General features: G+C 37.3%; 26 protein-coding genes. 9 read left to right on the top strand and 17 right to left on the bottom strand.

Annotation, left to right across the window (positions count from 1 at the left end; genetic code table 11):
- Positions 1-11: 11 nt before the first annotated feature.
- The gene (locus AC4E8C_RS06430; RefSeq protein ID WP_490211181.1) at positions 12-956 is read right to left on the bottom strand and encodes an LCP family protein; all 945 of its coding nucleotides are present in this window, start codon (positions 954-956) and stop codon (positions 12-14) included.
- 270 nt (positions 957-1,226) lie between these two features.
- On the opposite strand from AC4E8C_RS06430, the gene AC4E8C_RS06425 reads away from it, so the two are divergent.
- Complete coding sequence (locus tag AC4E8C_RS06425; protein WP_490211179.1) at positions 1,227-1,592, top strand: YhjD family protein; 366 nt, start codon at positions 1,227-1,229, stop codon at positions 1,590-1,592.
- A gap of 4 nt (positions 1,593-1,596) precedes the next feature.
- Here AC4E8C_RS06425 and AC4E8C_RS06420 read toward each other — a convergent pair whose 3' ends face one another.
- On the bottom strand, positions 1,597-2,157 hold the full coding sequence (locus AC4E8C_RS06420; RefSeq protein ID WP_490211177.1) for a competence protein ComK: 561 nt from the start codon (positions 2,155-2,157) through the stop codon (positions 1,597-1,599).
- A 199-nt stretch (positions 2,158-2,356) separates the two neighbouring features.
- Here AC4E8C_RS06420 and AC4E8C_RS06415 point away from each other — a divergent pair, with 199 nt between their 5' ends.
- Positions 2,357-2,593: an IDEAL domain-containing protein gene (locus AC4E8C_RS06415; RefSeq protein WP_490211175.1), complete on the top strand. Its 237-nt coding sequence runs from the start codon at positions 2,357-2,359 to the stop codon at positions 2,591-2,593.
- 165 nt (positions 2,594-2,758) lie between these two features.
- Here AC4E8C_RS06415 and AC4E8C_RS06410 read toward each other — a convergent pair whose 3' ends face one another.
- The 10 genes from AC4E8C_RS06410 to hemE all read right to left on the bottom strand — a co-directional run bounded on the left by AC4E8C_RS06410 (position 2,759) and on the right by hemE (position 15,127).
- Positions 2,759-4,030: a M48 family metallopeptidase gene (locus AC4E8C_RS06410; protein ID WP_490211174.1), complete on the bottom strand. Its 1,272-nt coding sequence runs from the start codon at positions 4,028-4,030 to the stop codon at positions 2,759-2,761.
- A gap of 95 nt (positions 4,031-4,125) precedes the next feature.
- Positions 4,126-4,434 carry an AzlD domain-containing protein gene (locus AC4E8C_RS06405; protein WP_490211172.1) on the bottom strand — a complete coding sequence of 103 codons (309 nt, stop codon included), beginning with the start codon at positions 4,432-4,434 and terminating at the stop codon, positions 4,126-4,128.
- Positions 4,424-5,155: an AzlC family ABC transporter permease gene (locus AC4E8C_RS06400; RefSeq protein WP_490211171.1), complete on the bottom strand. Its 732-nt coding sequence runs from the start codon at positions 5,153-5,155 to the stop codon at positions 4,424-4,426. Before AC4E8C_RS06400 ends, AC4E8C_RS06405 begins: the two co-directional genes overlap by 11 nt.
- Before the next feature lie 147 nt (positions 5,156-5,302).
- Positions 5,303-6,865, bottom strand: a complete 1,563-nt coding sequence (locus AC4E8C_RS06395; protein ID WP_490211169.1) for a fatty acid--CoA ligase family protein — start codon at positions 6,863-6,865, stop codon at positions 5,303-5,305.
- A 144-nt stretch (positions 6,866-7,009) separates the two neighbouring features.
- Positions 7,010-7,999 (bottom strand): lipoate--protein ligase, encoded by a 990-nt coding sequence (gene lplA, locus AC4E8C_RS06390; RefSeq protein WP_490211168.1) that lies wholly within the window; start codon positions 7,997-7,999, stop codon positions 7,010-7,012.
- A gap of 17 nt (positions 8,000-8,016) precedes the next feature.
- The gene (locus AC4E8C_RS06385; RefSeq protein WP_490211166.1) at positions 8,017-8,751 is read right to left on the bottom strand and encodes an MBL fold metallo-hydrolase; all 735 of its coding nucleotides are present in this window, start codon (positions 8,749-8,751) and stop codon (positions 8,017-8,019) included.
- 183 nt (positions 8,752-8,934) lie between these two features.
- The gene (locus tag AC4E8C_RS06380; protein WP_490211165.1) at positions 8,935-11,310 is read right to left on the bottom strand and encodes a YhgE/Pip family protein; all 2,376 of its coding nucleotides are present in this window, start codon (positions 11,308-11,310) and stop codon (positions 8,935-8,937) included.
- A 220-nt stretch (positions 11,311-11,530) separates the two neighbouring features.
- Entirely contained in the window at positions 11,531-12,955 is a 1,425-nt protein-coding gene (hemY, locus tag AC4E8C_RS06375) for a protoporphyrinogen oxidase (RefSeq protein ID WP_490211164.1), read from the bottom strand.
- Between the two features lie 31 nt (positions 12,956-12,986).
- On the bottom strand, positions 12,987-13,925 hold the full coding sequence (hemH, locus tag AC4E8C_RS06370; protein ID WP_490211162.1) for a ferrochelatase: 939 nt from the start codon (positions 13,923-13,925) through the stop codon (positions 12,987-12,989).
- 155 nt (positions 13,926-14,080) lie between these two features.
- Entirely contained in the window at positions 14,081-15,127 is a 1,047-nt protein-coding gene (hemE, locus tag AC4E8C_RS06365) for a uroporphyrinogen decarboxylase (RefSeq protein WP_490211160.1), read from the bottom strand.
- A gap of 265 nt (positions 15,128-15,392) precedes the next feature.
- On the opposite strand from hemE, the gene AC4E8C_RS06360 reads away from it, so the two are divergent.
- Positions 15,393-15,896 carry an antibiotic biosynthesis monooxygenase family protein gene (locus AC4E8C_RS06360; RefSeq protein ID WP_490211158.1) on the top strand — a complete coding sequence of 168 codons (504 nt, stop codon included), beginning with the start codon at positions 15,393-15,395 and terminating at the stop codon, positions 15,894-15,896.
- 162 nt (positions 15,897-16,058) lie between these two features.
- A complete protein-coding gene (locus AC4E8C_RS06355; protein WP_490211157.1) occupies positions 16,059-17,456 on the top strand; it encodes a hypothetical protein in 1,398 nt (465 codons plus the stop codon).
- 375 nt (positions 17,457-17,831) lie between these two features.
- Here AC4E8C_RS06355 and AC4E8C_RS06350 read toward each other — a convergent pair whose 3' ends face one another.
- Positions 17,832-18,467, bottom strand: coding sequence for a phosphatase PAP2 family protein (locus AC4E8C_RS06350; protein ID WP_490211155.1), 636 nt, complete (start codon positions 18,465-18,467; stop codon positions 17,832-17,834).
- Between the two features lie 138 nt (positions 18,468-18,605).
- Here AC4E8C_RS06350 and AC4E8C_RS06345 point away from each other — a divergent pair, with 138 nt between their 5' ends.
- Positions 18,606-19,784 carry a M20 family metallopeptidase gene (locus AC4E8C_RS06345; protein WP_490211153.1) on the top strand — a complete coding sequence of 393 codons (1,179 nt, stop codon included), beginning with the start codon at positions 18,606-18,608 and terminating at the stop codon, positions 19,782-19,784.
- Between the two features lie 24 nt (positions 19,785-19,808).
- Here the strand turns inward: AC4E8C_RS06345 and AC4E8C_RS06340 are convergent, their stop codons facing one another.
- The 3 genes from AC4E8C_RS06340 to AC4E8C_RS06330 all read right to left on the bottom strand — a co-directional run bounded on the left by AC4E8C_RS06340 (position 19,809) and on the right by AC4E8C_RS06330 (position 22,575).
- The gene (locus AC4E8C_RS06340) at positions 19,809-20,534 is read right to left on the bottom strand and encodes an EcsC family protein (protein WP_490211151.1); all 726 of its coding nucleotides are present in this window, start codon (positions 20,532-20,534) and stop codon (positions 19,809-19,811) included.
- A 96-nt stretch (positions 20,535-20,630) separates the two neighbouring features.
- Complete coding sequence (locus AC4E8C_RS06335; protein WP_490211149.1) at positions 20,631-21,842, bottom strand: ABC transporter permease; 1,212 nt, start codon at positions 21,840-21,842, stop codon at positions 20,631-20,633.
- Positions 21,835-22,575 carry an ABC transporter ATP-binding protein gene (locus tag AC4E8C_RS06330; protein ID WP_490211147.1) on the bottom strand — a complete coding sequence of 247 codons (741 nt, stop codon included), beginning with the start codon at positions 22,573-22,575 and terminating at the stop codon, positions 21,835-21,837. The genes AC4E8C_RS06335 and AC4E8C_RS06330 overlap by 8 nt, the downstream gene beginning before the upstream one ends.
- 600 nt (positions 22,576-23,175) lie before the next feature.
- On the opposite strand from AC4E8C_RS06330, the gene AC4E8C_RS06325 reads away from it, so the two are divergent.
- Both AC4E8C_RS06325 and AC4E8C_RS06320 read left to right on the top strand, forming a co-directional pair.
- Positions 23,176-23,595, top strand: a complete 420-nt coding sequence (locus tag AC4E8C_RS06325) for an HIT family protein (RefSeq protein WP_490211145.1) — start codon at positions 23,176-23,178, stop codon at positions 23,593-23,595.
- A gap of 155 nt (positions 23,596-23,750) precedes the next feature.
- The gene (locus AC4E8C_RS06320) at positions 23,751-24,278 is read left to right on the top strand and encodes a tryptophan transporter (protein WP_490211144.1); all 528 of its coding nucleotides are present in this window, start codon (positions 23,751-23,753) and stop codon (positions 24,276-24,278) included.
- 69 nt (positions 24,279-24,347) lie between these two features.
- Here the strand turns inward: AC4E8C_RS06320 and yhzF are convergent, their stop codons facing one another.
- Positions 24,348-24,539 (bottom strand): membrane protein YhzF, encoded by a 192-nt coding sequence (yhzF, locus tag AC4E8C_RS06315; protein WP_490211142.1) that lies wholly within the window; start codon positions 24,537-24,539, stop codon positions 24,348-24,350.
- A 184-nt stretch (positions 24,540-24,723) separates the two neighbouring features.
- Here yhzF and AC4E8C_RS06310 point away from each other — a divergent pair, with 184 nt between their 5' ends.
- Positions 24,724-25,086, top strand: coding sequence for a YtxH domain-containing protein (locus tag AC4E8C_RS06310; protein WP_490211140.1), 363 nt, complete (start codon positions 24,724-24,726; stop codon positions 25,084-25,086).
- Positions 25,087-25,253: 167 nt separating this feature from the next.
- The gene (locus AC4E8C_RS06305; RefSeq protein ID WP_490211139.1) at positions 25,254-25,829 is read left to right on the top strand and encodes an HTH-type transcriptional regulator Hpr; all 576 of its coding nucleotides are present in this window, start codon (positions 25,254-25,256) and stop codon (positions 25,827-25,829) included.

Here is a 25,829-nt window from a genome sequence, read left to right as displayed (position 1 = left end):
CTGCTCTCTCTTTATTGTGTAATAAATTTATGGAGTGCTTCTTTATTTTTTTCAATATCCATTCTCAAAACGGATCCCTCCCCTTTTATCTTTGGTTCAGTAAAACTATTTTCGATGGGAATCCGTAGTGTTTCGATACTTCCTCTTTTGTCTGAAAGGAAATCTTTTGCCATAAAAACTGTATCCGAGGTTTTCATATTCGTATTAACGTACGGTGAAACAATACCAATTAATTTTGGAATCTTGGTTATGGTTTGTATACCACCCAATTGCTCTTTTATAGCTTTAACTGCTTTTTGCTGGCGTTCGACTCGTCCAAAATCTCCAACTGCATCATGACGAAACCGAACATAACCTAATAAATGTTCACCATTTAACCGTTGCAGACCCGGTTCTAGTGTTACATCAATATTTTCGGACATTTTTTTCTCTACATCTATTTCTACACCCTTTGGAAAGGCTTCATCTATTAATTGTACAAAGCCTTGAAAGTTAACTATTGCATAATATTGAAGGTCGATATCAAAGTTCTCTTTAATTGTTTGGCGCATTAATTCTGGACCTCCACGTGCAAAGGCAGAATTAATTTTATGCTTTCCATGTCCTGGTATATCCACATAACTATCCCTCATAATAGAAGTAAGTTTAAAGGTTCCTTTTTCTTGGTTATAATGGGCAATCATTATCGTATCTGACCTAGATGTTTTCTCATTTTCTCGAGCATCACTTCCAAGCAGTAAGATATTCGTATCACCATACTGATCCTTCTGACCATCAAATGTGTAAACAACATCATTTTCCTCCGGATCCTTATTTAGCATTTTTAATGATTGATTCACTCCTTGTTTATATTGAAAATAAGCATAGCCTGCCGTTCCTCCAATAAGCAATAAAATGACAAGCAAAATGGTCGGCCATCTTTTCCTTCTCTTCTTTTGGTGTCTATCAGATCTCATCGTTTATCACCCATTCGTCCTCTATTTTTTTCATATAGCACTATATGACGTTCATTTTTCATAAGGTTTCCTCATTTAATTCATTTTCCCCTACTAAATATCCTTCTATTAATAAAAACTTTCTCATATATTACCTCAAAATTGCAATAAAGAAAGCTCGTCAGCTGACGAGCTTTGCAAAATTTGTGTTCTATTGCTTTTATGAACTCTTTTTTGTAAAATAAAAAGGAACATTTGTTCGTTTATATATAGAAAGGTGTAGATGATAAGATGACCCGAATCCCTGAGCATGATCGTGACATATTGGAAAAGGCCATTTATTTACCAATGGTTCTTATTATCTTAAATCGTGATTTAGTGGTGGTGGATAATAGTCCTTTTAAATTGAAAATCCCTTATTTGAAATTAATTGAAGACACGATGAAAGATGTTCAGAAGGAATTAGCAGAGGTAAAACAGTATATGAAAAAGAATAAACTACAAGTAATTGAAACTAAACGGGACGATGCTTTTACCATGTATATGTTTATTTATAATGGCTATGAAGAAAACCATAATTACTTTAATCCAAGGATACGAAATAAAGTTCAGGAATTAATGGAAGCATACTTTTTAAAAAAACACCTGTCCCGATAAGAAATCATTTTGAATCTTTTAAATAAAATTCGCTGCTCTCCGAAGCCTTTGATACTTTAGGGCCATAAAGCACATAAGAAAGTTTTTTCTTACTATAATCAACTCGTTTTATGAACTCCAATTGCAAATGACAAGCTTTTAACCTTTGTTTATCAAACATATTAGGAGACACTAAAAAAGTTTTTGATTGATCGTCAGAAAAAATTACGCGGGTTTCTTGCGTTGAAACACGCTGATAATTCTTAATATGCGAAAGGAAGAACCAAGTACATTTAAGATTATCTGGTGAAGTTGTGCAAAAAGTGTATATTTGGTTAATAGGTTCGATAATTAGTGGGAGTTTTCTCGAATAGTTAATTAAGAGTCTCGTTCCCTTCCTCCGGCTCTCAAAATCGACACCATAATAAGCGCAGCTTTTTTGAACAATACTAGTTGGTTTAACAGGACACAGAAATTCGTCATCGATTTCACCAATAAGGGAATATATACTATTCCCATATTCCACCGGTGTAATATACCTTGTACAAGAATTTATGATATAATCTCCGATTTGTTTTCGTTTCAACTTTCATTCCACTCCTTTACATTTTAAATAACCATCCATATCTTACCACTTTTATTTTTTTACATCTTAAATATTTTGAATTGTTACTAATTTATTCACAAAGTTGATGTCAAGAATAATATTATCAGAAAATTATAAATAATATTGATATTATTGCTAAATCTCCATATAATAAAAAAAAGCATCAGAGGTGATGTTCGTGAAGGAGAAATCATATTCAGAATTAATGAAAACCGGTGCAATGAAACGAACCCGTATGAAAGAGAACTTTGTCCAAGATTTATACATCGATATGCTTTTATCAGAAATCCAATTAACGATTGAGAAGGAAAAATTGTTAAGGAACATTGACAAGGCCATTGATTGCCGTGACAAAAAACAATTTCACACTTTATCTGATGAACTAAGGAAAATTAACAAACGATTCGGTTCATAAAACTATTTAACCCGCCCGCCGCAAGGCGGTTGTTTTTTTGGAATAAGAAAAGCGGCAGCGCCCTGGTCACGGGCGCTGGAGCTGGACAATTTTCAATGTCAAAACTTATAAATTCTTATATTATAAATAAAACTGAAGACGAGTCACTCATCTTCAGTCATTTCCTTACTTATTACGATGCTCAATTTCGTACTCTTCCAGCATGGATATACGATCAAGCATCGATGGATGTGTATACCGGAAGATTTTCACCAAAACGGGCGGATTTACTTCACTCAGACCGGAGCGGGTTAATTCTTGAAAAGATGTAATGGCCGCCTCTGGATTTTTGGTCATCTCTATCGCATACTTGTCAGCCCGCATTTCCTGATACCGTGATACAAAATTGGATACCGGACTAGCAGCAAATAAGAGCATCGATATAATCATGAAAAATAATGGCAGGGATCGAATATCTCTTACATCTTCTATTTTAAGTTCCTTTCCCCATCGCCTTACAGCCCAATTCATCAGTTTATAGGTTAAATACAGCCCCAACAATGAAAGAAGCAGGTAGCCGCCAATTCCAAAGTAGATATGCTTTTCGACATAGTGACACATTTCATGGGCCATAATAAATAGAATTTGGTTATCATTTAGTCTATTTAAGGTGGTATCCCAGAGGACTATTCGGGCATTAGAGCCAATTCCCGTTACATAAGCATTTAAAGCGTTTGTTTTATCAGCCATATTCACTTCAAAAACGTGCTGGGCAGGTATTTCTGCCTTTTCAGCAAGTGTCAAAATTTTCGCCTCTAATTCCTTGTTCTTTAAGGGATAGAAATCATTGTATAAAGGATCAATGACAACAGGCTGTAAAAACATCATAAATAGGGTAAAAGGAATAGACAATAACCAGCCGTAAAGCCACCAACGCTTTTGACTCTTTTTCATTAGCCAATAAAGAACCGGAACAATTATTAACCAAGTTCCATAATTAATCCAAAAATCAATTAATTCATCCTTCATCCACGAAGCAAAAGATTGCGTAGATATTTGATATGTTTTAGATAAAGAATAACTGATATAACTTAAAGGAAATGTGGCAATAAATGCAAAAAAAGACAACCAAATTAAATAAATTGAAAGCTGTAAGAACTTATATTTTGATGATTGCTCTGCCCAGCGCTTGAACGCTTTGGAAAGGCCAAATAATAAAATTAAAAAATAGAAAAGCCATTCAATTGGAGTAGATAAGAAAAACAAAAGATTTCTGATTTTCGAATACTCCTCGCTCAAATCTAGTTCTCTTCCATTTAGAAAGGTAGATGGATCTGCTTTTGACCCTTGATATTCAAAAGGTAATGCTGATTCAGAAAAATGAAATAAATACCAATAAATAAACAACCCATATAAACAAAAGGCCAAAACCGCAAAGACCCCCATTTTTCTTACCATGATTTTGTCCCCCTTTTTGTACAGCCTCTCTACCTAGTTTAGTTAAAAAAGGCAGATTTAGAACTATAGAAAACAAAAAGCTAGTACATTACAGGCTACATGAGATAAGAATATAAGGCTAAAACAGCAATAGAACCTAGCACAACCACAATCACATTAGCCCCTAAAAAGGCAGCAATAAAAGCCGCTGCAGCCCCGAGTACACCATACAACAGGTCATCCTTTTGAATAAAGATAATGGCAGGAAATATTAACGCACCGAGGGTTGCATAGGGAACATTTTTTAATACACCTTGAACAAACGGTGGGAGCTCTTTTCCTTTAAAGAGTACAAACGGCAGCATGCGAGGAATGTAGGTAACAATCCCCATCCCGATGATCATCCATACAATTTCACTCTTCATGTTGACCACCTCTCTGCCTTGTTTTCACTGTTTCTACTGCTTCAATGATAATAGCAGATAATAGTGTGGCTGTAACTATTGCCCAGCCTTGTGCCATCATATGACTAATTGTAAAAATAGAGTTAAAAGCTGCCCCGAGTGCGGCCAAAAAAATTACCTTTACACTTTTTTTCATGGAAGGAACTAAAAGACCAATAAACATGGCATACAGTGCTACTCCCATACTTTCCTGCAAGGTTTGCGGGAGACTCGCGCCAATTAGGTGTCCCACACCGGAAAAAACAACCCAACTGGAATAGGAAATTGAAATGAGACCAAATAAAAAACCAGATGTCGCTGTCCCTTCCTTTGTGGCAGCAACAGAGAATGTTTCATCGGTAATCCCAAAAGAATAAAATAATTTGTAAATTAGATGGTCATCTTCACTCTTTTCATTTAGGGTTGCTGACATTAAAAAATGCCTAATGTTCACGATGAAAGTGGTTAAAATAATCTCAGCAGCGCCTGTCCCATATGCGATGAGACTTAATGATATATATTGTGAAGCTCCTGCAAACACAATCACACTCATTAAGACTGTTTCATAAATGGACAGCCCTGATGTTTTAGCGAGGAGACCAAATGTTAATGCAATCGGAAAATAGCCAATCCCAATAGTGATCCCCGCTTGAACACCTTTTTTAAATTCAGACGTTTCTCTTTCTATAGCTACGTCTGCCATTTTCTACTCCCCCCTGATTCAAATACTCATATAAATATAAATATTAGCAAATTTTTTGAATAAATTAAATAAAAAATAACATGGTGTCAGGCACCATGTTATTGTTTGTTTCTCATAATGATTAGTTCTTTTCACAAAGACTAAGATTTATTTTCCAACGGCTTGTGTAATTTGGGATTTAAGAGCGCGTCTTAAAATTTTCCCAGTTGTATTCTTAGGAAGCTCTTCTAAGAATTCAATGCTGGAAGGCACTTTATACTTAGCAAGGTGTTCTTTACAATATTCAGTAATTTGTTCGCTTGTAAGCTCTGGGTTTTTACTAACAACATACGCGTTCACTGCCTCACCTTGGTTAGGATCTGGAACCCCAAGAACTGCCACTTCTACTACGTCAGGATGATTATAGATAACTTCCTCTACTTCACGAGGATACACATTGTATCCCCCAACAAGGATTAAATCCTTTTTTCGATCAACAATGTAAAAATATCCCTCTTCATCCCTTCTAGCCATGTCACCGGTATAGAGCCAGCTGTTTCGAATTGCCGCTGCAGTTTCTTCATCCATTTTATAATAGCCTTTCATCACATTTGGTCCACGTACAATAAGTTCCCCAACAGCACCAACAGGAACCTCTTCACCGAGTTCATCCACCACTTTGTTTTCCACGCGAAGAATCGAAGTACCAATTGAACCAGGCTTGCGTGGACGGTCTAGCGGGTTAAAGCAGGTAACAGGGGATGCCTCTGATAATCCATAACCCTCAGAAACTAATACATTGAATTTTTGTTCAAAGTTCTTTAATAGGGCTACTGGAAGTGATGCCCCCCCTGAAATACATAAACGTAATGAATTTAAATCATCCGGGTTTCCATCAGGAAATTGATAGAGGAAATTATACATTGTAGGCACTCCGGCAAAAACAGTAGCTTGATATTGTTTAATCAGTGCAAAAACTTCTTTCGGACTAAATCTCGGTACGATTAACAGGGTGGCGCCCGTTAATAATGGAGCATTTAATGCCACAGTCAGACAAAACACATGAAACATTGGGAGAACTGTTACCACCCTGTCTTCATTGCTCATTTTTAAATAATCGCCTACATCTTGGGCATTACTATATAAATTTTTATGGGTTAACATAGCCCCTTTTGGTTTCCCAGTTGTTCCAGATGTATATAGGATAATCGCCGTGTCATCATCTTGTAGTTCAGGGCCTTGAAAAGATAGTTCACCAATCGAAACAACTTCTGTAAACGATTTCATTTTTGGATAAACAGATAACTGTTCGATCTCCGATTGTACAAGACTCTCAGGGCTTGTTTCACAAAAGATGTAGTGCTCAATTTTAGGCAAATGGCCATGCATTTTTTCTGCTAATGGGAGTGCTAAATCAAGCGCAATTACTGCTTTCACATCGCCATTATTCAAGATATAACCAATTTCATCTGCCGTGTATATCGGATTTACGGGAATCACGGTTACCCCTAGCCGTAATGCTCCATACAAACCAATGACAAAATGCGGTGAATTTCCAAGCAGCAAGGCAATATGATCACCTTGTTTAAGCCCTAATTTTTCTAGACCAGAAGCAAACTTGGTAATAGAGGCATCCAATTCTGCATAAGTACTCGCTTGGCCCATAAAGTAATACGCTGGTTTTTCCGCAAACTTTAGAGCTGTTTCATGAAGCTTTGTTGTTAAATTCATAATTTCCCTCCCTTTGTGAATGAATACTCATTCACTTTTTCGTAAAAATTTTCTAAATATATTATATTGCTTGAATTTTAAGTATTCAAGTATAATCGATAAAAAAATAAAAACGCGGTGCTTGGTTAGGTCACCGCGTCAGTTTTAATAAATTAAGTTAATAAACTCCTCTTTGGTAATTTTACCAAAATAATGTGTCGTATCCACATCGGAGAGTGCTTCTTCTATTTCTTTTTTTTCGTAGCGCACACCCGTTAATTTATTTTCAATTTCACTTACATCGCCCACACCAAAAAAGTCCCCATATATTTTACAATTGTCGATGATTCCTTTGTTTACCTCCAGTCGAACATCAATTGACCCAGCAGGGAAGCGGTGGGAATGCTGCAAATTAAATTTAGGAGATTTGCCATAATTCCATTCCCAGTTTTGGTAACGTTCCTTTGAGAGTTGATGAATTTTTTCCCAATCCTCTTCAGTTAGAGTATATTCTGGTATTTCCCTTTGACCCTCAAAAATGTTTTTTAACAATAAAGAACGGAATTCGCCTATCTCCAGCTTCTCATCCAGAAACTCAGATATATTTGCAACACGGCTGCGTACAGATTTGATTCCTTTTGATTCAATCTTGTCTTTCTTAACTTTCAAGGCTGATACGACATTTTCAATCTCAGAATTGAGCATGAGTGTTCCATGACTAAACATTCTTCCTCTTGTTGAAAACTGAGCATTTCCAGAAATTTTCCTTCCGTCTACTTCCAAGTCATTTCGACCGCTCAACTTGGCTTTTACGCCTAATTTATTCAAAGCAGCTACGACTGGTTCGGTAAACTTCCGGAAATTATGAAAGCTGTCTCCATCATCTTTTGTTATAAAGCTGAAGTTTAAATTTCCGAGGTCGTGATAAACAGCACCCCCGCCAGACAGTCTCCGGACCACCTTAATTCCATTTTCCTCAACATATTCTGTATTTATTTCTTCAATGGTATTTTGATTTTTACCAATTATGATTGAAGGTTCATTTATGTAAAATAATAAATAGGTCTCGTTAATATCGAGGTTTTTTAACGCATACTCTTCAATCGCTAGGTTGATTTGCGGATCATGGATCCCCTTATTATCTATAAATAACATTAGCTATAGTTCCCTTCTTATATTGAAATAGATTGGAATTCTTCTGCAAGTTTTATTATACCAGTAAAGTGTTCTGACGCCTCTTCAATTAGCTCAGTTAAGTTTCCATACTGGGGAAGATGGGTTAGAATTAATTGTTTAACTGCTGACTTTTGCGCAAATCGACCAGCGTCCACACTATTCATATGACCAGCAGACTTGCCGCTTTGATCACCGTAGAAGTTACATTCACATAGTAATAAATCTGCATCCCGGCTAAATTCAATAAACTCTTCTTTAAAGGAGCTATCAGCTGTATAGACAAGCACTTTCCCATCCGCCTCTATTCTCATGGCAAAACACGGAACGGGATGATTGGTCTGTAAGAAAGAGATTTGAAATGGACCTACAGTAAGGTTGCTTTCAGGTTGATAAGCTACCCCTTTGGTTATATTCTTATAAGTTAGCTTGGCGAATTCTTGTTCATCCATGTGGTGGCCATAGAGTGGGAGAGTAGGCATGTCTTTTCCCAAAAATCCTTGAATTAATCGTGCATGCTGCAATACCCCAATATCTGCAATATGATCCGGGTGATAGTGCGAGATTATCACCGCATCCAATTCCTCAGGCTGAATGATATTTTGCAATTTAGAAAGAACACTGCTCCCACAATCAATTAATAAGTGAAACCCTTCATGCTCAAGTAAATACCCAGAGCTGGCGCCATTTTGTTTTGGATAGCCGCCCCAGAAGCCAATTACTGTCATTTTCATTGTTAACTCCTCCAAATCTAAGTTCCTATTTATAATATACGCAAAAAGAGGTTATATTTACAAAGAAAACTCGTCGATTGGCGGTTATGAGGCGTAGGTGGACTTATGCATGATAGGAAAGTGTAACTTTCCTATCTAACAAAAAAACCAACCGCAATCACCACGGTTGGTTTAAAGTATTATTTATTCATTAACTAACTGATTCATGTTGTGTTTCTTTTGATGTTTAAATCTCATGGTAAAATACGAGATGGTTCCTAGAGCAAATAACAGTAAGAACCCAACAAGAATCATAATATTTTGCCACATAAAGCTGTAATCACCACTTGAAATAACAGCTTTAAAGCCTTGAACAGAATACGTCATTGGCAAAAAGGCATTAAAGTGCTGTAAAAAGTCTGGAATCAACTCAAGTGGGAAGGTTCCTGCACTTGTAGTTAATTGAAAAATTAAAATCAAGATAGCAAGGAAACGTCCAGCATCAGCAAAAGCTGACACAAGCAGTTGAATTAAAGCGACAAAAGTTAAACTTGTGATAATGGAAAACAAGATAAACTTTGGAATGCTTTGAACCTCTAAACCTAATCCAGCTAGGACAATTACGTCAGCTAGGATTGCCTGAATGATTCCAACTCCTGCCATAATGGAATACTTACTGGCAAACCAGTTAAATCCGCTAGATGGGACAACCGCTGGGTCTCGGAGTGGAAATACAATCGATAAGAGAAGGGCACCGACAAACAGGCCTAAAGAAAGAAAATACGGCGCGAATCCAGTTCCATAGTTTGGTACATGATTTATTTTTTCATTATCAAGTTTGACAGGGTCTGCCATCATATTATAAGTTTTATCATTTGAATGAACTGTTGATGCTTCTTTGGCCCCATCTGCGAGCTTATCAGCTAATTCATTTGCCCCGCTTGCCAATGTATTGGTTCCATCCTTTAATTGTCCTGAACCCTCTGCTAATTGGCCAGCACCAGAAGTAATCGCAGCTGAACCAGATGTTAATTGATTCATTCCGCTTGTAAGGTTAGCTGCACCATTTTTCAACTCAGTTGAACCTGATGCTAATTGATTAGTACCAGCAGTCATTTGATCCGAACCCGCGGCTAACTTATTCATACCTGTTGAAAGATTATTGGTACCATCATTTAATTTGGCTGAGCCAACATATAAATCATGAATACCTTTTTGCAATTGCTGTTGTCCGCCATTAACTTGACCGATTCCCGTAATCAATTGGTCAAAATATGGATCGGTTTGTGCTTTTATCTTAGTTGACAAACCAGTAGAAGCACCGGCTAATTTTTCATCAATACCTGTTTTAAATTGATTAAAACCTGCATCTAGTTGAGGACTTAGCCCTGCGATAATTTGTTGTTGTAGCTGTTCCTTCGTTGGTGCATTTTTTTGCTCATTCACCATGATTGCTTGAACTAAAGAAGGATCTACTTTATTTTCAATTAAAGTTTGTGCCAGTTGCTGCATTTTTTCCGTTTGCTGGGCAGTGGTCTGTTCAGCAATCTGTGATGCCAGCATCCCCGTTAATTGGGACTTAAACTGATCAATCCCACTATTTATTTCTCCAACACTGCCTGTTAATTCTTTATTAACTTCAGAAGCTATACCAGCTGGCAGATCATTTTTTAACTGCTCTGCCCCTGCGGCTGCTTTATTTGTTCCAGCAATTAATTCTGGCATGCTGGCATCCACTTTTGCCAGCCCGTTTTTCAGATCAGTGGAACCAGATGCTAATTCTTGTGAACCTGAATTTGCGGTTTGAATACCCTTATTAAATTCAAGGGATTTTTCTGCAAATATAGCAAGTCCGTTAGATAATTCCTCAGACCCTGCAGCAAGTTCATCTGAACCTGCATCTGCTGCTTTCATTCCATTATTAAATTCAATTGATTTTTCAGCAAGGGTTGCAAGACCTTTATTTAAATCCTCAGACCCCTTCTTTAAATCAACAGAACCATCACTTAACTGTCCTGCACCATCACTTGCTTTCACCACTCCATCTGCAAGTTCAGAAATTTTGTCAAACATCGTTTCTACATATGTTTCGGTTACTTTTTCAGCAACTGCCGTCTTTATTTTCTCGATCGCTGTGCCGCCAATTTGAGCTGAAAGGAAGTTATAACTCTCGTTTGGAGTATAGATTAATTCCAATTTTTCAGGTTTTTCCTCCATTAATGTGGTTGCATTTTTGGAGAAGTCGCTTGGAATCTCAATAACCATGTAATACTTTTGATCTTTAAGCCTTTTATAGCCTTCATTCTTATCAACAAAGTCAAACTTAAAATCATTACTGTCCTTTAGCTTTGATACTAAGTCATTACCAAGCTTTAATTGATTTCCATCTAATGCTGCCCCCGTATCTTCATTGACGACCGCAACAGGCAGTTCGTTTAACTTAGCATAAGGGTCCCAAAAGGCCCATAGGAACATGCCGGCATACAAAACAGGAACAAACAAAATAGCAATAATCGGTATAAGAACTTTTCTGTTTTTAAAAATCTGTGAAAGTTCTTTTTTTAATAGGTTGTTTTTCACCTCAGAAGCCTCCTCTTTTGACTAAATTATTCATTTGGTCATTTTTGTGTTAAAAATTAGGACTTACATAGATAAGAAAGCCCTAATTGGCATTACAGTTAACTCAAATGACCGAATGAACATTTCAGTCATTAATACTTTAAGAGTATACATCCATTTTTTTTAGTTGACAAGAGGGAAATTTTTAATTAAAAAAAGCTGTTAAAAATAACAGCCTCTTTTAATGATTATTCATTTTTAAGTAATCTAAAACATTCTTCACTGCTGCCTCACCCTGGTCAATACAATCAGGAAGGCCTACTCCACCATAGGAAGCGCCAACTAAAAATACACCCGGTAATTCTGTTTCTACGTGGTTTAGTATTGTTTCCAATCGTTTCTTATGACCTACTGTATATTGCGGCATAGCATTTTTCCATCTAGAAACGACTGAGAAATCTGGTTTCATGGTAATCGACATCGTCTTATTTAAATCATCAAGGACAATTCGAATAATTTGATCATCTGACAAATCAACAATTGTTTCATCGCCTGCCCTGCCGACATAACAGCGGAGGAGAACCTTCCCGGTTGGCGTTGAATGTTCCCATTTTTTATGTGTCCATGTACAAGCGGTAATGGAATAATCACCGTTCCTTGAAACGACAAATCCTGTACCATCTATATCATTTTTTATGGCTTCCTTAGGAAAGGCTAAGGCTACCGTTGCAACCGATGTAGATGGAACTGATTTAAATGGATCAAAGAATCTGTAATCGGAAAACATGGTTTGGGTAATTTTGTGTGGTGTAGCCGCAATGATACTGTCAGCGTTTATGGATTCTCCGTTATTCAAATACAGCTCGTAAGTACCATCTTGTTTTGTTATTTTTTCAACTCGATGTCCTTTTAGGATCGAACTGGGATCTAGTTTTGCTTCTATTGCTTCGGCAAATGATTGTAAGCCTGTTATGAAGGTTAAAAAACCGCCTTTTTTCTTATCTTGATTAGCGACCTTTTTAGGCTGAGTAGGGGTTGTTTTTTTCATGCCAACGATTAGGCTTCTATATTTCTGTTCCACCTCGTAAAACTGTGGAAACGTAGACATAAGGCTTAATTGATCAATATCCCCGGCATAAATTCCCGATAATAATGGTTCTATTAAATTCTCAACCACCTCATCACCTAATCTCCTTCTGAAAAACTGGCCAAGGGATTGGTCTTTTCCACTTTCTGAACGAGGTAAAATGAAATCGGCCGCAGCTCTTAATTTACCGGGAACCGAAAAAAGATTAGTCGTGAGAAAAGGACCTATTTCCGTTGGGATTCCCATAATCGAACCTCCGGGCATTGAATGAAGCTTATCGTTAACAAGAACATACGATTTACCCGTGGAATTTGGCACTAATTTGTCATCCATTCCAACTTCCTTTGCTAGCCTGATCATGCTCGTTTTCCTTGCTAGGAAAGAGTCAGGACCTCGCTCTATTGTATAACCGTCTTTAATGACTGTTTGCATTTTTCCACCGAGACGATGGGATGCTTCAATGAGTTGGATTTCCAATGGAAGTTGATGCTCTTGCACTGCCTTTTGAAGATAGAAAGCCGATGTAAGTCCTGCAATTCCTCCCCCGACAATCACAACCTTCTTTTTTTCCTCCACCAAGGACTTCACCTACTTTCTTATTATTTCATTCCTAAAGCTCTTCAGATAGTCTGTTTAATACAACGGTCGATAAACAATCAATAAATTCATCTTTCGCATTAGGCATCTCGGGACGATAGTAGTTAACACCAAGCTCATCTGTTACTGCTTTGCATTCAAAATCATTATCATATAGGACTTCAAGGTGCTCACAAACAAAACCAACCGGTGCATAAACGAAAGCTTGATACTGATTTTGCTGATAAAGTTCTCTAGTTAAATCCTGAACATCTGGACCAATCCAAGGTTCCGGTGTATTTCCGGCGCTTTGCCAGCCTATAGCATAGTTTTTGATTTCCGCCTGTTCAGCAATTAATTGGGCTGTTTCCTGAAGCTGCATAGGATAAGGATCACCAAATTGCAAAATTTTCTCTGGAAGACTATGGGCCGAAACGATTAATACTGCATTTTCCCTTTCCTGTTGAGGCATCCGATCAAAAATTCGTCTGATCTTATTTGACCAATAGTCGATAAATTTAGGCTCTTTATACCAGCTCTCTATTGTCTTTATTTTTAGACCGCCTAATTTTTCTGCTTCCTCAACCGCTCTCCCATTATAGGACTTTACACTGAAGGTTGAAAAGTGTGGGGCAAGGACAATACTGACAGCCTCTTCAATCCCGTCTTCGTACATTTTTTTCACAGCGTCTTCAATAAACGGCTCGATATGTTTTAACCCTAAATACATTTTAAATTCGATTTCATCTTGAACGTTATTTAAGTGTTGTTCTAATTTTTCAGCCTGATCCCTTGTGATTTTCGCAAGTGGTGATAAGCCGCCTATGGCTTCATAACGATTACGTAAATCTTCTAACATTTCAGGGGTTGGTTTTCGGCCATGGCGGATATGCGTATAATATCTTTCTATATCTTCTAATGTGTAGGGAGTCCCATAGGCCATTACTAACAGACCCATTTTCTTTTTTGTCATGTTGTGCACCTCTTATTCAATTCTCTACGCGTATAAATTTAAGAAAAGAGGCATTATTGGTTTCGCTTCCCTTAATGCCCCCTTGATAAACAACTCATTCTATTGTGCCAAAAAACTGGACTGCTTACCAATTTTAAGACTTACATTTTTAGAAATTAGCGGCTTAATTTAGCGGCTGAATATTCATGGATAAAAGATGCTAACCTTTTCAATGTATCAGGTTTAACAGATGGAAAGACACCATGGCCTAAATTAAAAATGTAACCATCTTGTGCCATGCCTTGATCTAATATCGCTTTTGTTTTTTCCTCAATTACTTCCCATGGGGCTAAAAGGATCGCTGGATCAAGATTCCCCTGGACGGATTTAGTCACGCCCATTTCACGTGCTTGACTAATTGGCAGGCGCCAGTCCAAGCCAACAACGTCAAGGGGAAGATCATTCCATTCCATTGCAAGATGGCTTGCTCCAACGCCAAACATAATTAATGGAACATTTTCCTCTTTTAATGAGGTAAAAATACGTGTCATAATTGGTTTAATGAAATAACGGTAATCCTCAACATTTAATGCGCCAACCCAGGAGTCAAAAATCTGAATTGCCTTTGCCCCAGCCTTAATTTGTGACCGGACATATGTAATAACCATATCGCCTAATTTATCCATCAAGTCAAACCATGCCTTAGGTTCTGTGTACATAAACGCTTTTGTCTTGTTGTAATTTTTAGAAGGACCGCCTTCAATCATATAACTTGCTAGTGTAAATGGTGCCCCCGAAAAACCGATTAATGGCACAGACAATTGCTCCTCAGTTAATAATTTAATGGTATCCAAAACATATGGGACGTCATCCTCTGGATGTATTTCTCCTAACTTCTCTACATCTGCTAAAGACGTAATAGGATTGTCAATGACTGGGCCAATTCCACCCTTAATTTCTACATGCATCCCAATAGCAGGAAGCGGTGTCATAATATCTTTATATAATATTGCTGCATCCACGTTATATTGTTCAACAGGCAAACGTGTTACATAGGCACATAGCTCTGGTTGATGGGTGATTTCAAATAAGGAATACTTTTCTTTAATTTCTCTATACTCAGGTTGAGAGCGGCCTGCTTGACGCATATACCAGACAGGTACATGGTCTGTTTTCTCACCTCTTGCTGCTTTTAATAATGTTTCGTTAATTGACCTAGTCATAAATAAAATCCACCTTTCAAAGACATGTCTGTTTTCCATTTTAATATATTGAAAAGAAATTTAAAAATGTTTGGAATCTAAGCTATATAAATAGACTGTCTTCACTATATCGATTAATCCTATTTGTGTATAGGTTACGATAGTAACTGTCAAAAAAAAGTCGTTTTTTTGCTATTAAATTTATGTGAATTACAAGAAACAGGTAAAAATTTACTCAGTACAAACTGGGTATATATATATTAATGAATACAGGAGGGAATTAAAAATGAATGTTTATATTACTGCGGGAACTGTCAGTTTTTTAAAAATCATAGAATCTAAACATCCTAAAGAGAACATGGTGACAATGGTTAATGAAAATGGTGCATTGCTGCTTCACGAAACAGATTCGAAAACGGTATTTAATCAACCACGAAAGTATGAAGTTTTGTTATCTTATAGGGAAATTCAAAACGAGGGTTACGTTACCATAATCCACATTCCTGTAACCGATGAAGGACGCCCATTATTTGAGCACCAAATTAAGATTCGTACACAGGGGTTAAACAGCGAACCTGGGCTAATAGCTTATAGAATACTCCGCCCGATCTCATCCAATACCTATGTGCTTCTTACGGTTTGGGAAACGGAGGCTTATTATCAAAAGTGGCAGAAGTCAGAAGAAGTTTTATTAGGAGATCATAACAAATTAAAAGATTATACGGGGCAAGAGAACATCTTCGTGAGTGCACCTTATGCAAGTAAATATTCGATTCTAAAGAAAACTTAACAGTAACTGGAATGGAGAAGTCCTCCATTCCTTTTTTTGTGGAATGCCAAAAATTATTTGTGTCTGCCTCCTTCACCACTTGATTCCCATTTCATATTCTGTATTACATCCAATAAGGCGAAAACCCATGCCCATTTGGATATTTGAAAGGAGGGAAAGGGAATGTTAATTGAGCTTACAGCTCTGCACTGGATATATGTGGCGTTTATTATATTGATTATCGGTTTTATGGTTATGCGAAGAGATACAACTATTGTTTGTATCGTGGGTATCTTTCTCATTGCATTAACTGCAACAGGTAGTTTAAGTCATTCCATCAGCAGCATTTTTAACAGTTTTAGTTATGCTATTACAGAATTATTATCTACTATTCTCGTTATTTCCATCATTGTTGCCATGAGCCACACCTTAACATCAACAGGGATAAATGATGTTATGATTTCACCCTTTAGGAAATTAATACGCAACCCCACACTTGCTTATTGGACGATTGGAATCTTGATGATGGTGATTTCCTGGTTCTTCTGGCCTTCACCTGCGGTTGCCCTATTAGGGGCGGTCCTTCTACCGGTTGCCTTAAGGGCAGGGTTGCCAGCACTAGGTGTTGCCATGGCAATGAACTTATTCGGTCATGGAATCGCATTATCGGGGGATTTTGTCATTCAAGCAGCACCAAAGCTTACTGCAGATGCTGCCGGACTTCCTATTCAAGATGTTATAAATGCCAGTATTCCTTTAGTTTTTGTCATGGGTCTCGTTACAACCGTAACCGCGTTCTACATTTTAAAGCGTGATATGAAACGTGGAACTTTAAAAACTTCTTCTACGGTCTCGCCCGATTCACCTACTGTGGACGGTGATAAACCTATCCTCTTATCTCTCGCGCAACAACGCTTCTTTGCCGTGTTAGTTCCATTATTATTTGCAGCAGACGTTGCAGCCATGTCAATCCTCGACTTAGCAGGTGGAGATGCAACTGCCTTGGTTGGCGGAACCTCTATTTTAATTCTTCTTTTAATTACTTTAACAAGTCATAAAAATAAAGGACTTGAAAAAACAACCCAGTATTTAATAGAAGGTTTTCAATTTGGCTTTAAAGTCTTTGGGCCAGTTATCCCGATAGCAGCTTTTTTCTATTTAGGTGATAGCGGGTTTACGAAAATCATTGGTGACTTTTTACCAAAAGCATCACAAGGAATCGTAAATGACTTGGGAATTGCCCTTGCCAACATTGTTCCTTTAAGTAAAGAAGTTGGTGCTGTAACACTAACAGCGGTGGGGGCTATTACAGGACTGGACGGCTCTGGCTTCTCGGGGATTTCTCTTGCTGGGTCAATTGCTAGTTTATTTGCCATCGCGATTGGAAAAGGTGCCGCTACACTTACAGCACTCGGGCAAATTGCAGCCATCTGGGTCGGTGGCGGTACGCTCGTACCGTGGGCATTAATTCCTGCGGCGGCCATTTGTAATGTGGACCCATTTGAACTTGCAAGACGGAACCTTGTTCCTGTATTTATTGGGCTTGTCGTAACAACAATTGTTGCTATGTTCTTAATATAAGAAAAGCGGAAGTGCCCTGGTCAGCGGCGTATGGCCTCCTCGAAAAAGCTAACGCTTTTTCTTCGTGCGATGCCTATGCTGTCGAAGCGTTCCCTGTGGAGCGCTCCAACTGAGATAAGGTGAAACTTCAATCAGCGAACGTTTTTCTCGCTGATTGTTAGTTGAACCAATCGGGTTCTTACGGGCAGTTGAGAATCTACTGCCCGTTAAACGCGATAAAGGAAACACGAAGAGCGTTAGCGATTCGATGTTGACGTATCGTAGGGCGGAGAGCGAAGGACACTAGCCGTTAGGGCGCTGGAGCTAAACAATTCTCCAAGTCAAAACTTATAAAATCTTTTAATATAAACAGAGGCCGACTTTGTCGGCCTCTTCTTATTTAGAACGTTGCTGAAAGAATTTGTATATGGAGATCCATATTGTTACCCAAATAAAACCTAATGCGTAGCCTCCCAATACATCTGTAGGATAATGAACCTGTAAAATAATTCGACTTGCCCCGATTAGTAGGAGTAAAATTGCCGCCAAGACCCCGATTAGAATTTTTGTCCCTTTTGAATGAGTACCTTCTATCAAGAAATAAGCAATCAAACAATAAACTACCATTCCAACCATTGCATGCCCGCTAGGATAGCTATAGCTTTTTACAGAAACCAAATGCTCCAGCTCAGGTCTTGGGCGGACAAACAAATCTTTTAAAAGCTTACTAACTTCATTTCCTGAGGCAATCCCCAATGCTAACACAGCTGATCCAAGATAGTTCCGTTTTTTTAGTAGTAACCATACTAACATCAGGAGAGCAACAACCCCAATCCCTTTTTTATCACCCAACTCAGTAACGTGAATAAAAAAAGGAATGAATGAATTTGGAACGCAGGAAAAAATTTTCACAATTTGATCATCTACCCAGAATATGCTGTGAAATGCTACCTTAATGGATATAAATAAAGCTAAAATAATGGCTATACACAAAAATATGTAAGTTTTATATGTTTTAATTTTTCCTATCATTTCCCTGTTCCTTTCACTTCAAATTAAAATACCTAAAAATTATAAAGAAATTCCCCTTAAAAATCCATATAATAGTTTCAAAGTGTTAAAATAGTTTGAAAATACATTCTTTTAGCTAAATCACAGGGGGAAATACGTATGTTAGACAAACTATTTACTAAATTAAATGGTTACTATGATGAAATGGTTTCAATCCGCCGCTATATGCACCAACATCCTGAATTATCTTTTCAGGAATATGATACCGCGAAATATATCCAAACCTACTATGAAAAATTGAACATCAAGGTAAAAGGAAATGTAGGCGGCAATGGGGTAGTTGCAAAGGTATATGGTAAAAATCCTGGTAAAACAGTGGCCTTGCGTGCGGATTTTGATGCATTACCCATTCAAGACCAAAAAGATGTGCCCTACAAGTCATTGGTTCCCGGAGTCATGCATGCATGCGGACATGATGGTCATACCGCAACCCTGCTTGTTCTGGCTAAATCACTGAATGAACTGCGGGACGAATTAGAAGGAACCTATGTTTTTATCCATCAACACGCAGAAGAATATGCACCTGGCGGGGCAGCGCAGATGATTGCAGCTGGCTGTTTGGAGGGTGTAGATGTCATCTTTGGCACCCACTTGTGGGCCAGTGAACCAACAGGAACCATACAATATCGAACTGGTCCTATTATGGCGGCCGCAGACCGTTTTGAAATAGAAATTCAAGGTCAAGGAGGACACGGGGCACAGCCGCATAAAACAAAGGATGCAATCGTTACCGCATCACAGCTTGTCTTAAATCTTCAGCAAATTGTCAGCCGCAAGGTTAATCCTGTGGAGTCTGCCGTTGTAACGGTTGGTTCTTTTACTGCTGAGAATGCTTTCAATGTCATTGCAGACAAGGCAAAACTGATTGGGACGGTCCGTACGTTTAACGAGGATATTCGTCAATTTATTGAAGATGAAATACAGAAAATAACACAGGGAACATGCCATATGGCCGACAGTACGTATGACTATCATTTTTATAGGGGTTATCCTGCGGTAGTTAATCATGAAAAGGAAACGGATTTTCTCAAAGAATGTGCACAGGATGTTCCAGATGTAAAATATATTGAAGAATCAGAACTGCAAATGGGTGGTGAGGATTTTGCTTATTATTTACAAAAGGTTCCAGGCACCTTCTTTTTCACCGGAGCAAAACCTATGGGCGTTGAAACAGGATACCCGCACCACCATCCCAAATTTGATATTGATGAAACGGCCATGTTAATTGCTGCTAAGACATTGGGAACTGCTGCTATAAAAGTTCACTCTTATAAATAAGTAAGTTGAATACAGCCCCTGTTCTCATTCGTGTTCAGGGGCGTTTTGCAATAATCTTAATCGATAAGCATTCATGGCTGTTTCACCTAAATGTTTGAGAAGATTATTATTGGCATAAGCCCCAACAAATGCCCCGATTCCCGGAACGAGCTGGAATAGTTTCGCAAGGTCAATATAATCACGATATTCCTGCTGAAACTTACGCCAATCCATTTCAACGAGAACTTGCTTTCGGCTTTCCCAATTTTCAATTTCAGCTAAGGTTTGCATGCGAATCTCATCGCTGGAAAAGGCTAATTGAAAAACATGAAGAATAAATAATCTTTCCTCATATTTCTTTGTATCAAATCCATAAATAGAAGCCGCTTCAAATAAAAATTTCATTTTAATGGTTAAAAGTAGTGGGAAATCAGCTAGACCTAACAAAATCCCTCCTGCCCCCGTCCCAGCTCCCTCTACCACTGCTGTTTTCTGATAGGTAGAAATTTTTTTTCGAGCTAATTCATCTCTTTCTGCCAGTGTTAACCCACGTGCTTGATCTTTATGTGTGGTCACCTGAGAACCAAATAACGTTGCCTTTACCATCGTTTTTATGCTTTCCGTCATGACTTCATGAACCTTTTCAGGTATCCATTCATTGATTTTCAATTGTGCTTTTTTCGATAATCGATTCATCATTCCTGATCGTCTCGTTAGTCTCCGTTTCCATTCTTCAACTTCTTCGTAAACTGCTAATTCATATTCGTTCAATTCAACCACCCTCCACTCTTCATTTTATGTTTTATTACGTTAAAAACAGCCCAATAGTTTCAAAAAATCCCCTTTAACTAAAGGGGATAATAAGAATTATGCATTTAAACGTTTTTTAGCGTAAATATAAACAAAAACATAATTAAACACAAGGCCCGCTAGCAGTCCAAACAGGGAATTCATCCACTCGCCTTTTATTAAAATACATATAGCAAAGACAGCAGATTGAATACATAAAATGATCATTAATAGATAATGAAACGAACTTCTTTTAAATTGTTCGGCAACAGGATATAAGTCCACCCAGAGTTTATTCTGATGGTGATTCCATAGTGGCAGTAATTGAAAACCAGTTAAATATAAAAATAAAACACTAAGCAGAAGCTGTCCGATACCAAAGGAGATAAAATAGATGGCCAGAATTCCAATCACCGTTAAGCGGACAAATAATCCTAAATAATCGGAAGACCGTAAAAACGTTCTGGAAAACAAATATAGATAAGTTTTTTCATGCGAGAATGGAATGCTGCGGATCATCCAATCAAGCCATTTTCTTCTTTTCACTGTATCCTTTAATTTCGGCACATCGGTAAACATGTTGGCCATGCGATAAAAAGAAGCCATTCTTTTTTCTTCCTGCTCAATTAATTGATCCCACTTAAGTCCCATTTTTCCTGTCCGGATCGAAAAAGTGTAATAATAACAGACCATAATGAGACCGAGCAAGAGAAGAAGAAAAATAGTTGCTTGTTTAAACAGTAGAAACAAAAATGCTACATTTATGAAATAACGAACCAGCATGTCCCATCTATGTACAGACGACTCAACATAATAATGAATTTTCCAAGTGACAGCTAAATTCCAAACCTTCATAATGAGCAATACGGCAAGGAATGGGACAAATGAGTTGAAGCTATTATTGTTAACATGCGCATAAATTGGCATGAGGACTGCCAGCACCATTAGCAAAATATATCCTTGAAAAACTAAACTTGCCACTCCTGAACGGAAAAAATAACCTTTTAATTTATCCTCAAGCGGCAATAAAAACACTTTGTCAGCATTAAGCAAAAAGTTGTAAACCGGACTGTACGTTACGAACACTCCAATTACAACAGCCAAAATAATAGCTGCAGGAAAATCAGGCGAAAGTGTCTTTAACCATTCTTGATAATAATAAGCAGCCGTTCCGATTAAAAATAACAAAACAATGACAAGGTGCCCAGTGAAAATATAGCGTAAATACCTGCCTAAATCTTTTATACGGCCTCCGGCCCGATCTCTCCAAAGTTTCTTCTCATCAAACATAATTTTCTTCCTTCGTCAATTGAATATACAAGTCATCTAGTGATGCTTCAGGCATCGAGAATTGTTCCCTTAGCTCCACAAGTGTTCCTTTTGCACGGATTTTCCCTTCATGCAAAATAACAAACCGATCACAATATTTTTCTGCTGTTGCAAGGATATGTGTAGACATTAATATCCCTGCACCGTTTTCCTTCATCTTTTTCATTAAATCAAGCAAAGATTGGATTCCAAGCGGGTCTAGTCCAACAAATGGTTCATCCACAATATAAAGCGAAGGTTGAACAAGGAACGCACACATGATCATGACCTTTTGTTTCATCCCTTTTGAAAAATGAGCTGGAAACCATTTTAACCGTTTTTTCATTCGAAATTCCGATAACAATGGCGTAATTCGCTTTTTATAGGTTGCTTCATCAAGTCCATAAGCCATAGAAGTTAATCTCAAATGCTCATCTAGCGTCAGTTCTTCATATAAAATTGGTGTTTCAGGAACAAACGAAAACAACTGTCGATATCCTTCTTTGTTTTCTATAAAGGTTTTCCCCTTAATTTTAATAGTGCCGCGATGTGGCTCCATTAATCCAATAATATGTTTGATGGTTGTACTTTTCCCTGCTCCATTTAAACCAATCAGACCAACGATTTCTTTTTCATTTACTTCAAAGGAAACGTCCTTTAGAACGGGGTTCCTAGTATATCCCCCGACCAGATTTTCAATAGTTAATAATGCCATTTACAACGTCCTTCCTGTATAGGAAATTATTGCTTTCATTTTATCAAATTCCTCTCGATAAAAATAGTTTGCAATCTGTCCTAATTATTTTTGTATATTTCTTTTGTAAAAGGACATCATAATATTCGAAGGGGAAACAACTTACTTCGATGAAGTGATTCATCAAATTTTGAAATGAGGTGTCTGTCAAAGACAATTTCCTTTCAAACAAGTGAGCTTCCATTCGTTTCAAATAAGGAGATGGTTGTTTTGTACAACGTGCATCGTAACCATTTTGAGTTCAAGTAACACCAAGTGTTTATGTTTATCTAAAAAATAAACAACAAATGAGGTGTTTACCGCAGATCGTAACCCGTTTTTAAAGGTTTGGTAACCAATAAAAACAAGTAGGGGATGGTCAGCTTGAACAATTGTGTATCTTTATAAAAAAACACTCTACGAAAAATGAGGTGTTTATCAAAGAACACTCCTAATGAACGACTCAGATTGAAGCAATTCCCCTTCGAGAGGGCAGGATTCCAAGCGGATCCTGCCTTTTTCTTTTTTCCTGCCGCCCATTATGGTAAAATAATACAAACTGTTTAAAGGGGATGGATTAAAATGAATGACTGTATTTTTTGCAAAATTGCCAATGGGGAAATTCCTGCAGCAAAAGTTTTTGAAAATGAACATGTGTTGGCTTTTTTAGATATCAGTCAAGTAACAGAAGGACATACACTCGTTATTCCAAAAGTACATAAGGAAAATATCTATGAACTCACACCTGAAATTGCCAGGAATCTTTTTGAGGTTGTCCCCACCATTGCGAATGCTTTGAAAAAGGAATTTGAACCAATTGGATTAAATACATTAAATAATAACGGAGAACATGCGGGACAATCTGTTTTTCATTTCCATATGCATTTGATTCCACGCTATGGCAAGGGTGATGGCTTTGGTGCAGTTTGGAAGGACAATCAAAGCGACTATACACCACAAAGGTTACAGGAAATGGCGGCCAATATTAATAAGCAAATATAGTTCCCTTTTGTTGAAAGCGATTGGGTAATTTTCAGAAAATTATTTCTTTATTACTATTATAGTAATATGGTATAATGATGATAAGTTTTTCGCTGCAGGCATGAGTGCACTGCAGGAGGAACAAATAGCTTAGGATAGCAGAGGAGAGATTAGTTATGAATACAAAAAATCTAGTAGTTTTAGCACTTTTAGCGGGGATTGGGGTAGTGTTGCATACGGTAATGCCTAGTTTCCTTGGAATTAAGCCTGACATGATGCTTGCTATGATGTTTTTAGGAATTATTCTTGTACCGGAAATAAAAGGTGTCGTATTAATGGGAATAGTTACGGGGGTCTTATCTGCACTAACAACCGGGTTTCCAAATGGCCAAATTCCAAATATAATTGATAAAGTTGTGACTTCATTAATTTTCTTTGGTTTATATTTAGTCTTAAGAAAATTTGTTAAGCCAATTGTGAGTGCGGCTGTTTTAACTGCAGTAGGAACATTAGTTTCAGGTTCTGTCTTTTTAGGATCTGCTTCTTTTCTAGTAGGCTTACCTGGTCCATTTGCAGCATTATTTACAGTAGGGGTTTTACCTGCTATTGCTCTCAATACCGTGGTAATGATTGTTTTGTATCCAGTCACTCAATCTATTGTAAAAAGAACGAATATGTCATCAACTTCCGTCATTCACAAATAATGCACGGGGCCAGTTAAGAAAAAGAACCCGATTGGGTTCTTTTTCTTAACCTACATAAATCAAATTCTTCTATGAAAAATAAGAAAGCAACAATGCCAGCACCAGGCAAATTCCTCCACCGCCAGCTAGTGCAGCAACTCTTTTCTTTAAGACACGTTTTGGCGGATAAACACCAGGTTTATTGAGGTCAACAAAAAATTTAAATGTTCCCAAAAAAAGAATTGCACTCAGGATAAAAAACGTTACTATTACACTCTTCATCTCTTAAGTCCCCCTACCAAGTATCATTGCCTAAGTCAATTGTTGTAACTATTTATATGTAATTCCGTCCATTCCTATGAATTGGCTATGTTAAAAACAATTGATTAAGGGAATACTATTTAAATAAACTATTTTTTAAATAGAATATTCTAAAATTTGCTATTATTTGGAGGAAGAAAGTAAAATGAAGGTGAAAACATTTTTATATGGATTTATTACCGGGAGTATGGCAGCAAGTATTAGTATATTACTAACAGCTCCAAATTCAGGGCATACGACAAGAGCAAGAATAAAAGAAAACAAACAACTTTTTATGGACCATTTACAAGACCTTAAAGCGAATCTCATCGAGTTGAAAGACTCTGTTTCATTAGCGACAAAAGAAAGTAAAATACAAATTTCAAAGTTTTTAACTGAGGTTAAAATTTCTCTCGCTAATTGGGAAAAAGAAATAGAGCCAGAGCAACAGATAATTCAAAGAGAATTTATAGAACTAAAAGAAACAGTCCAACAATTAGAGGAGAGTATCTTAGAAAATAGTCATTAAAACTTCTTAGATAATATTTGTTATAAGGTATTGTGGAGATTCTATCTTACGCTATTTCCGTAAAAGATTATTATTATTTCTAAAAATTTTGTGAATTTTTACTTTATTAATTTTTATTTTATTGGCATAATGATAATAGAGAAATATAAAAGTAGGTGACAATGGGGATGACTGAGAAACAATATTCTATGAAGGAAGCAATGATTTTTAGCCAAAGAATCACTCAGTTGAGTAAAGCACTATGGAAATCAATTGAAAAAGATTGGCAACAATGGATTAAACCTTATGATTTAAATATCAATGAACATCATATTCTTTGGATCGCCTACCATTTGAATGGGGCTTCCATCTCGGATGTAGCAAAATTTGGGGTAATGCACGTCTCGACAGCTTTCAATTTTTCAAAGAAGTTAGAAGAACGAGGACTATTGAAGTTTTCAAAAAAGGAAAACGACAAACGGAATACCTACATCCAGCTTACAGACAAAGGGGAAGAAATATTACTTCAATCGATGGAAACCTATGAGCCGAATGGCAATGCTGCCTTTTCAGGTGCTTTACCACTTAGGGAACTGTATGGGAAATTTCCGGATATTATTGAAATGATGGCAATTGTCCGCAATATTTACGGCGATGATTTCATGGAAATATTTGAACGCTCGTTTCAAAACATTGAAACGGACTTCACTGAAGAAAATGGAACATTGAAAAAAACGAAAAAAACGGAACAAGAGCTTGCCTAA

This window comes from Neobacillus sp. SRL179, assembly GCF_984799095.1.
This window is presented reverse-complemented; position numbering and strand designations above follow the sequence as displayed.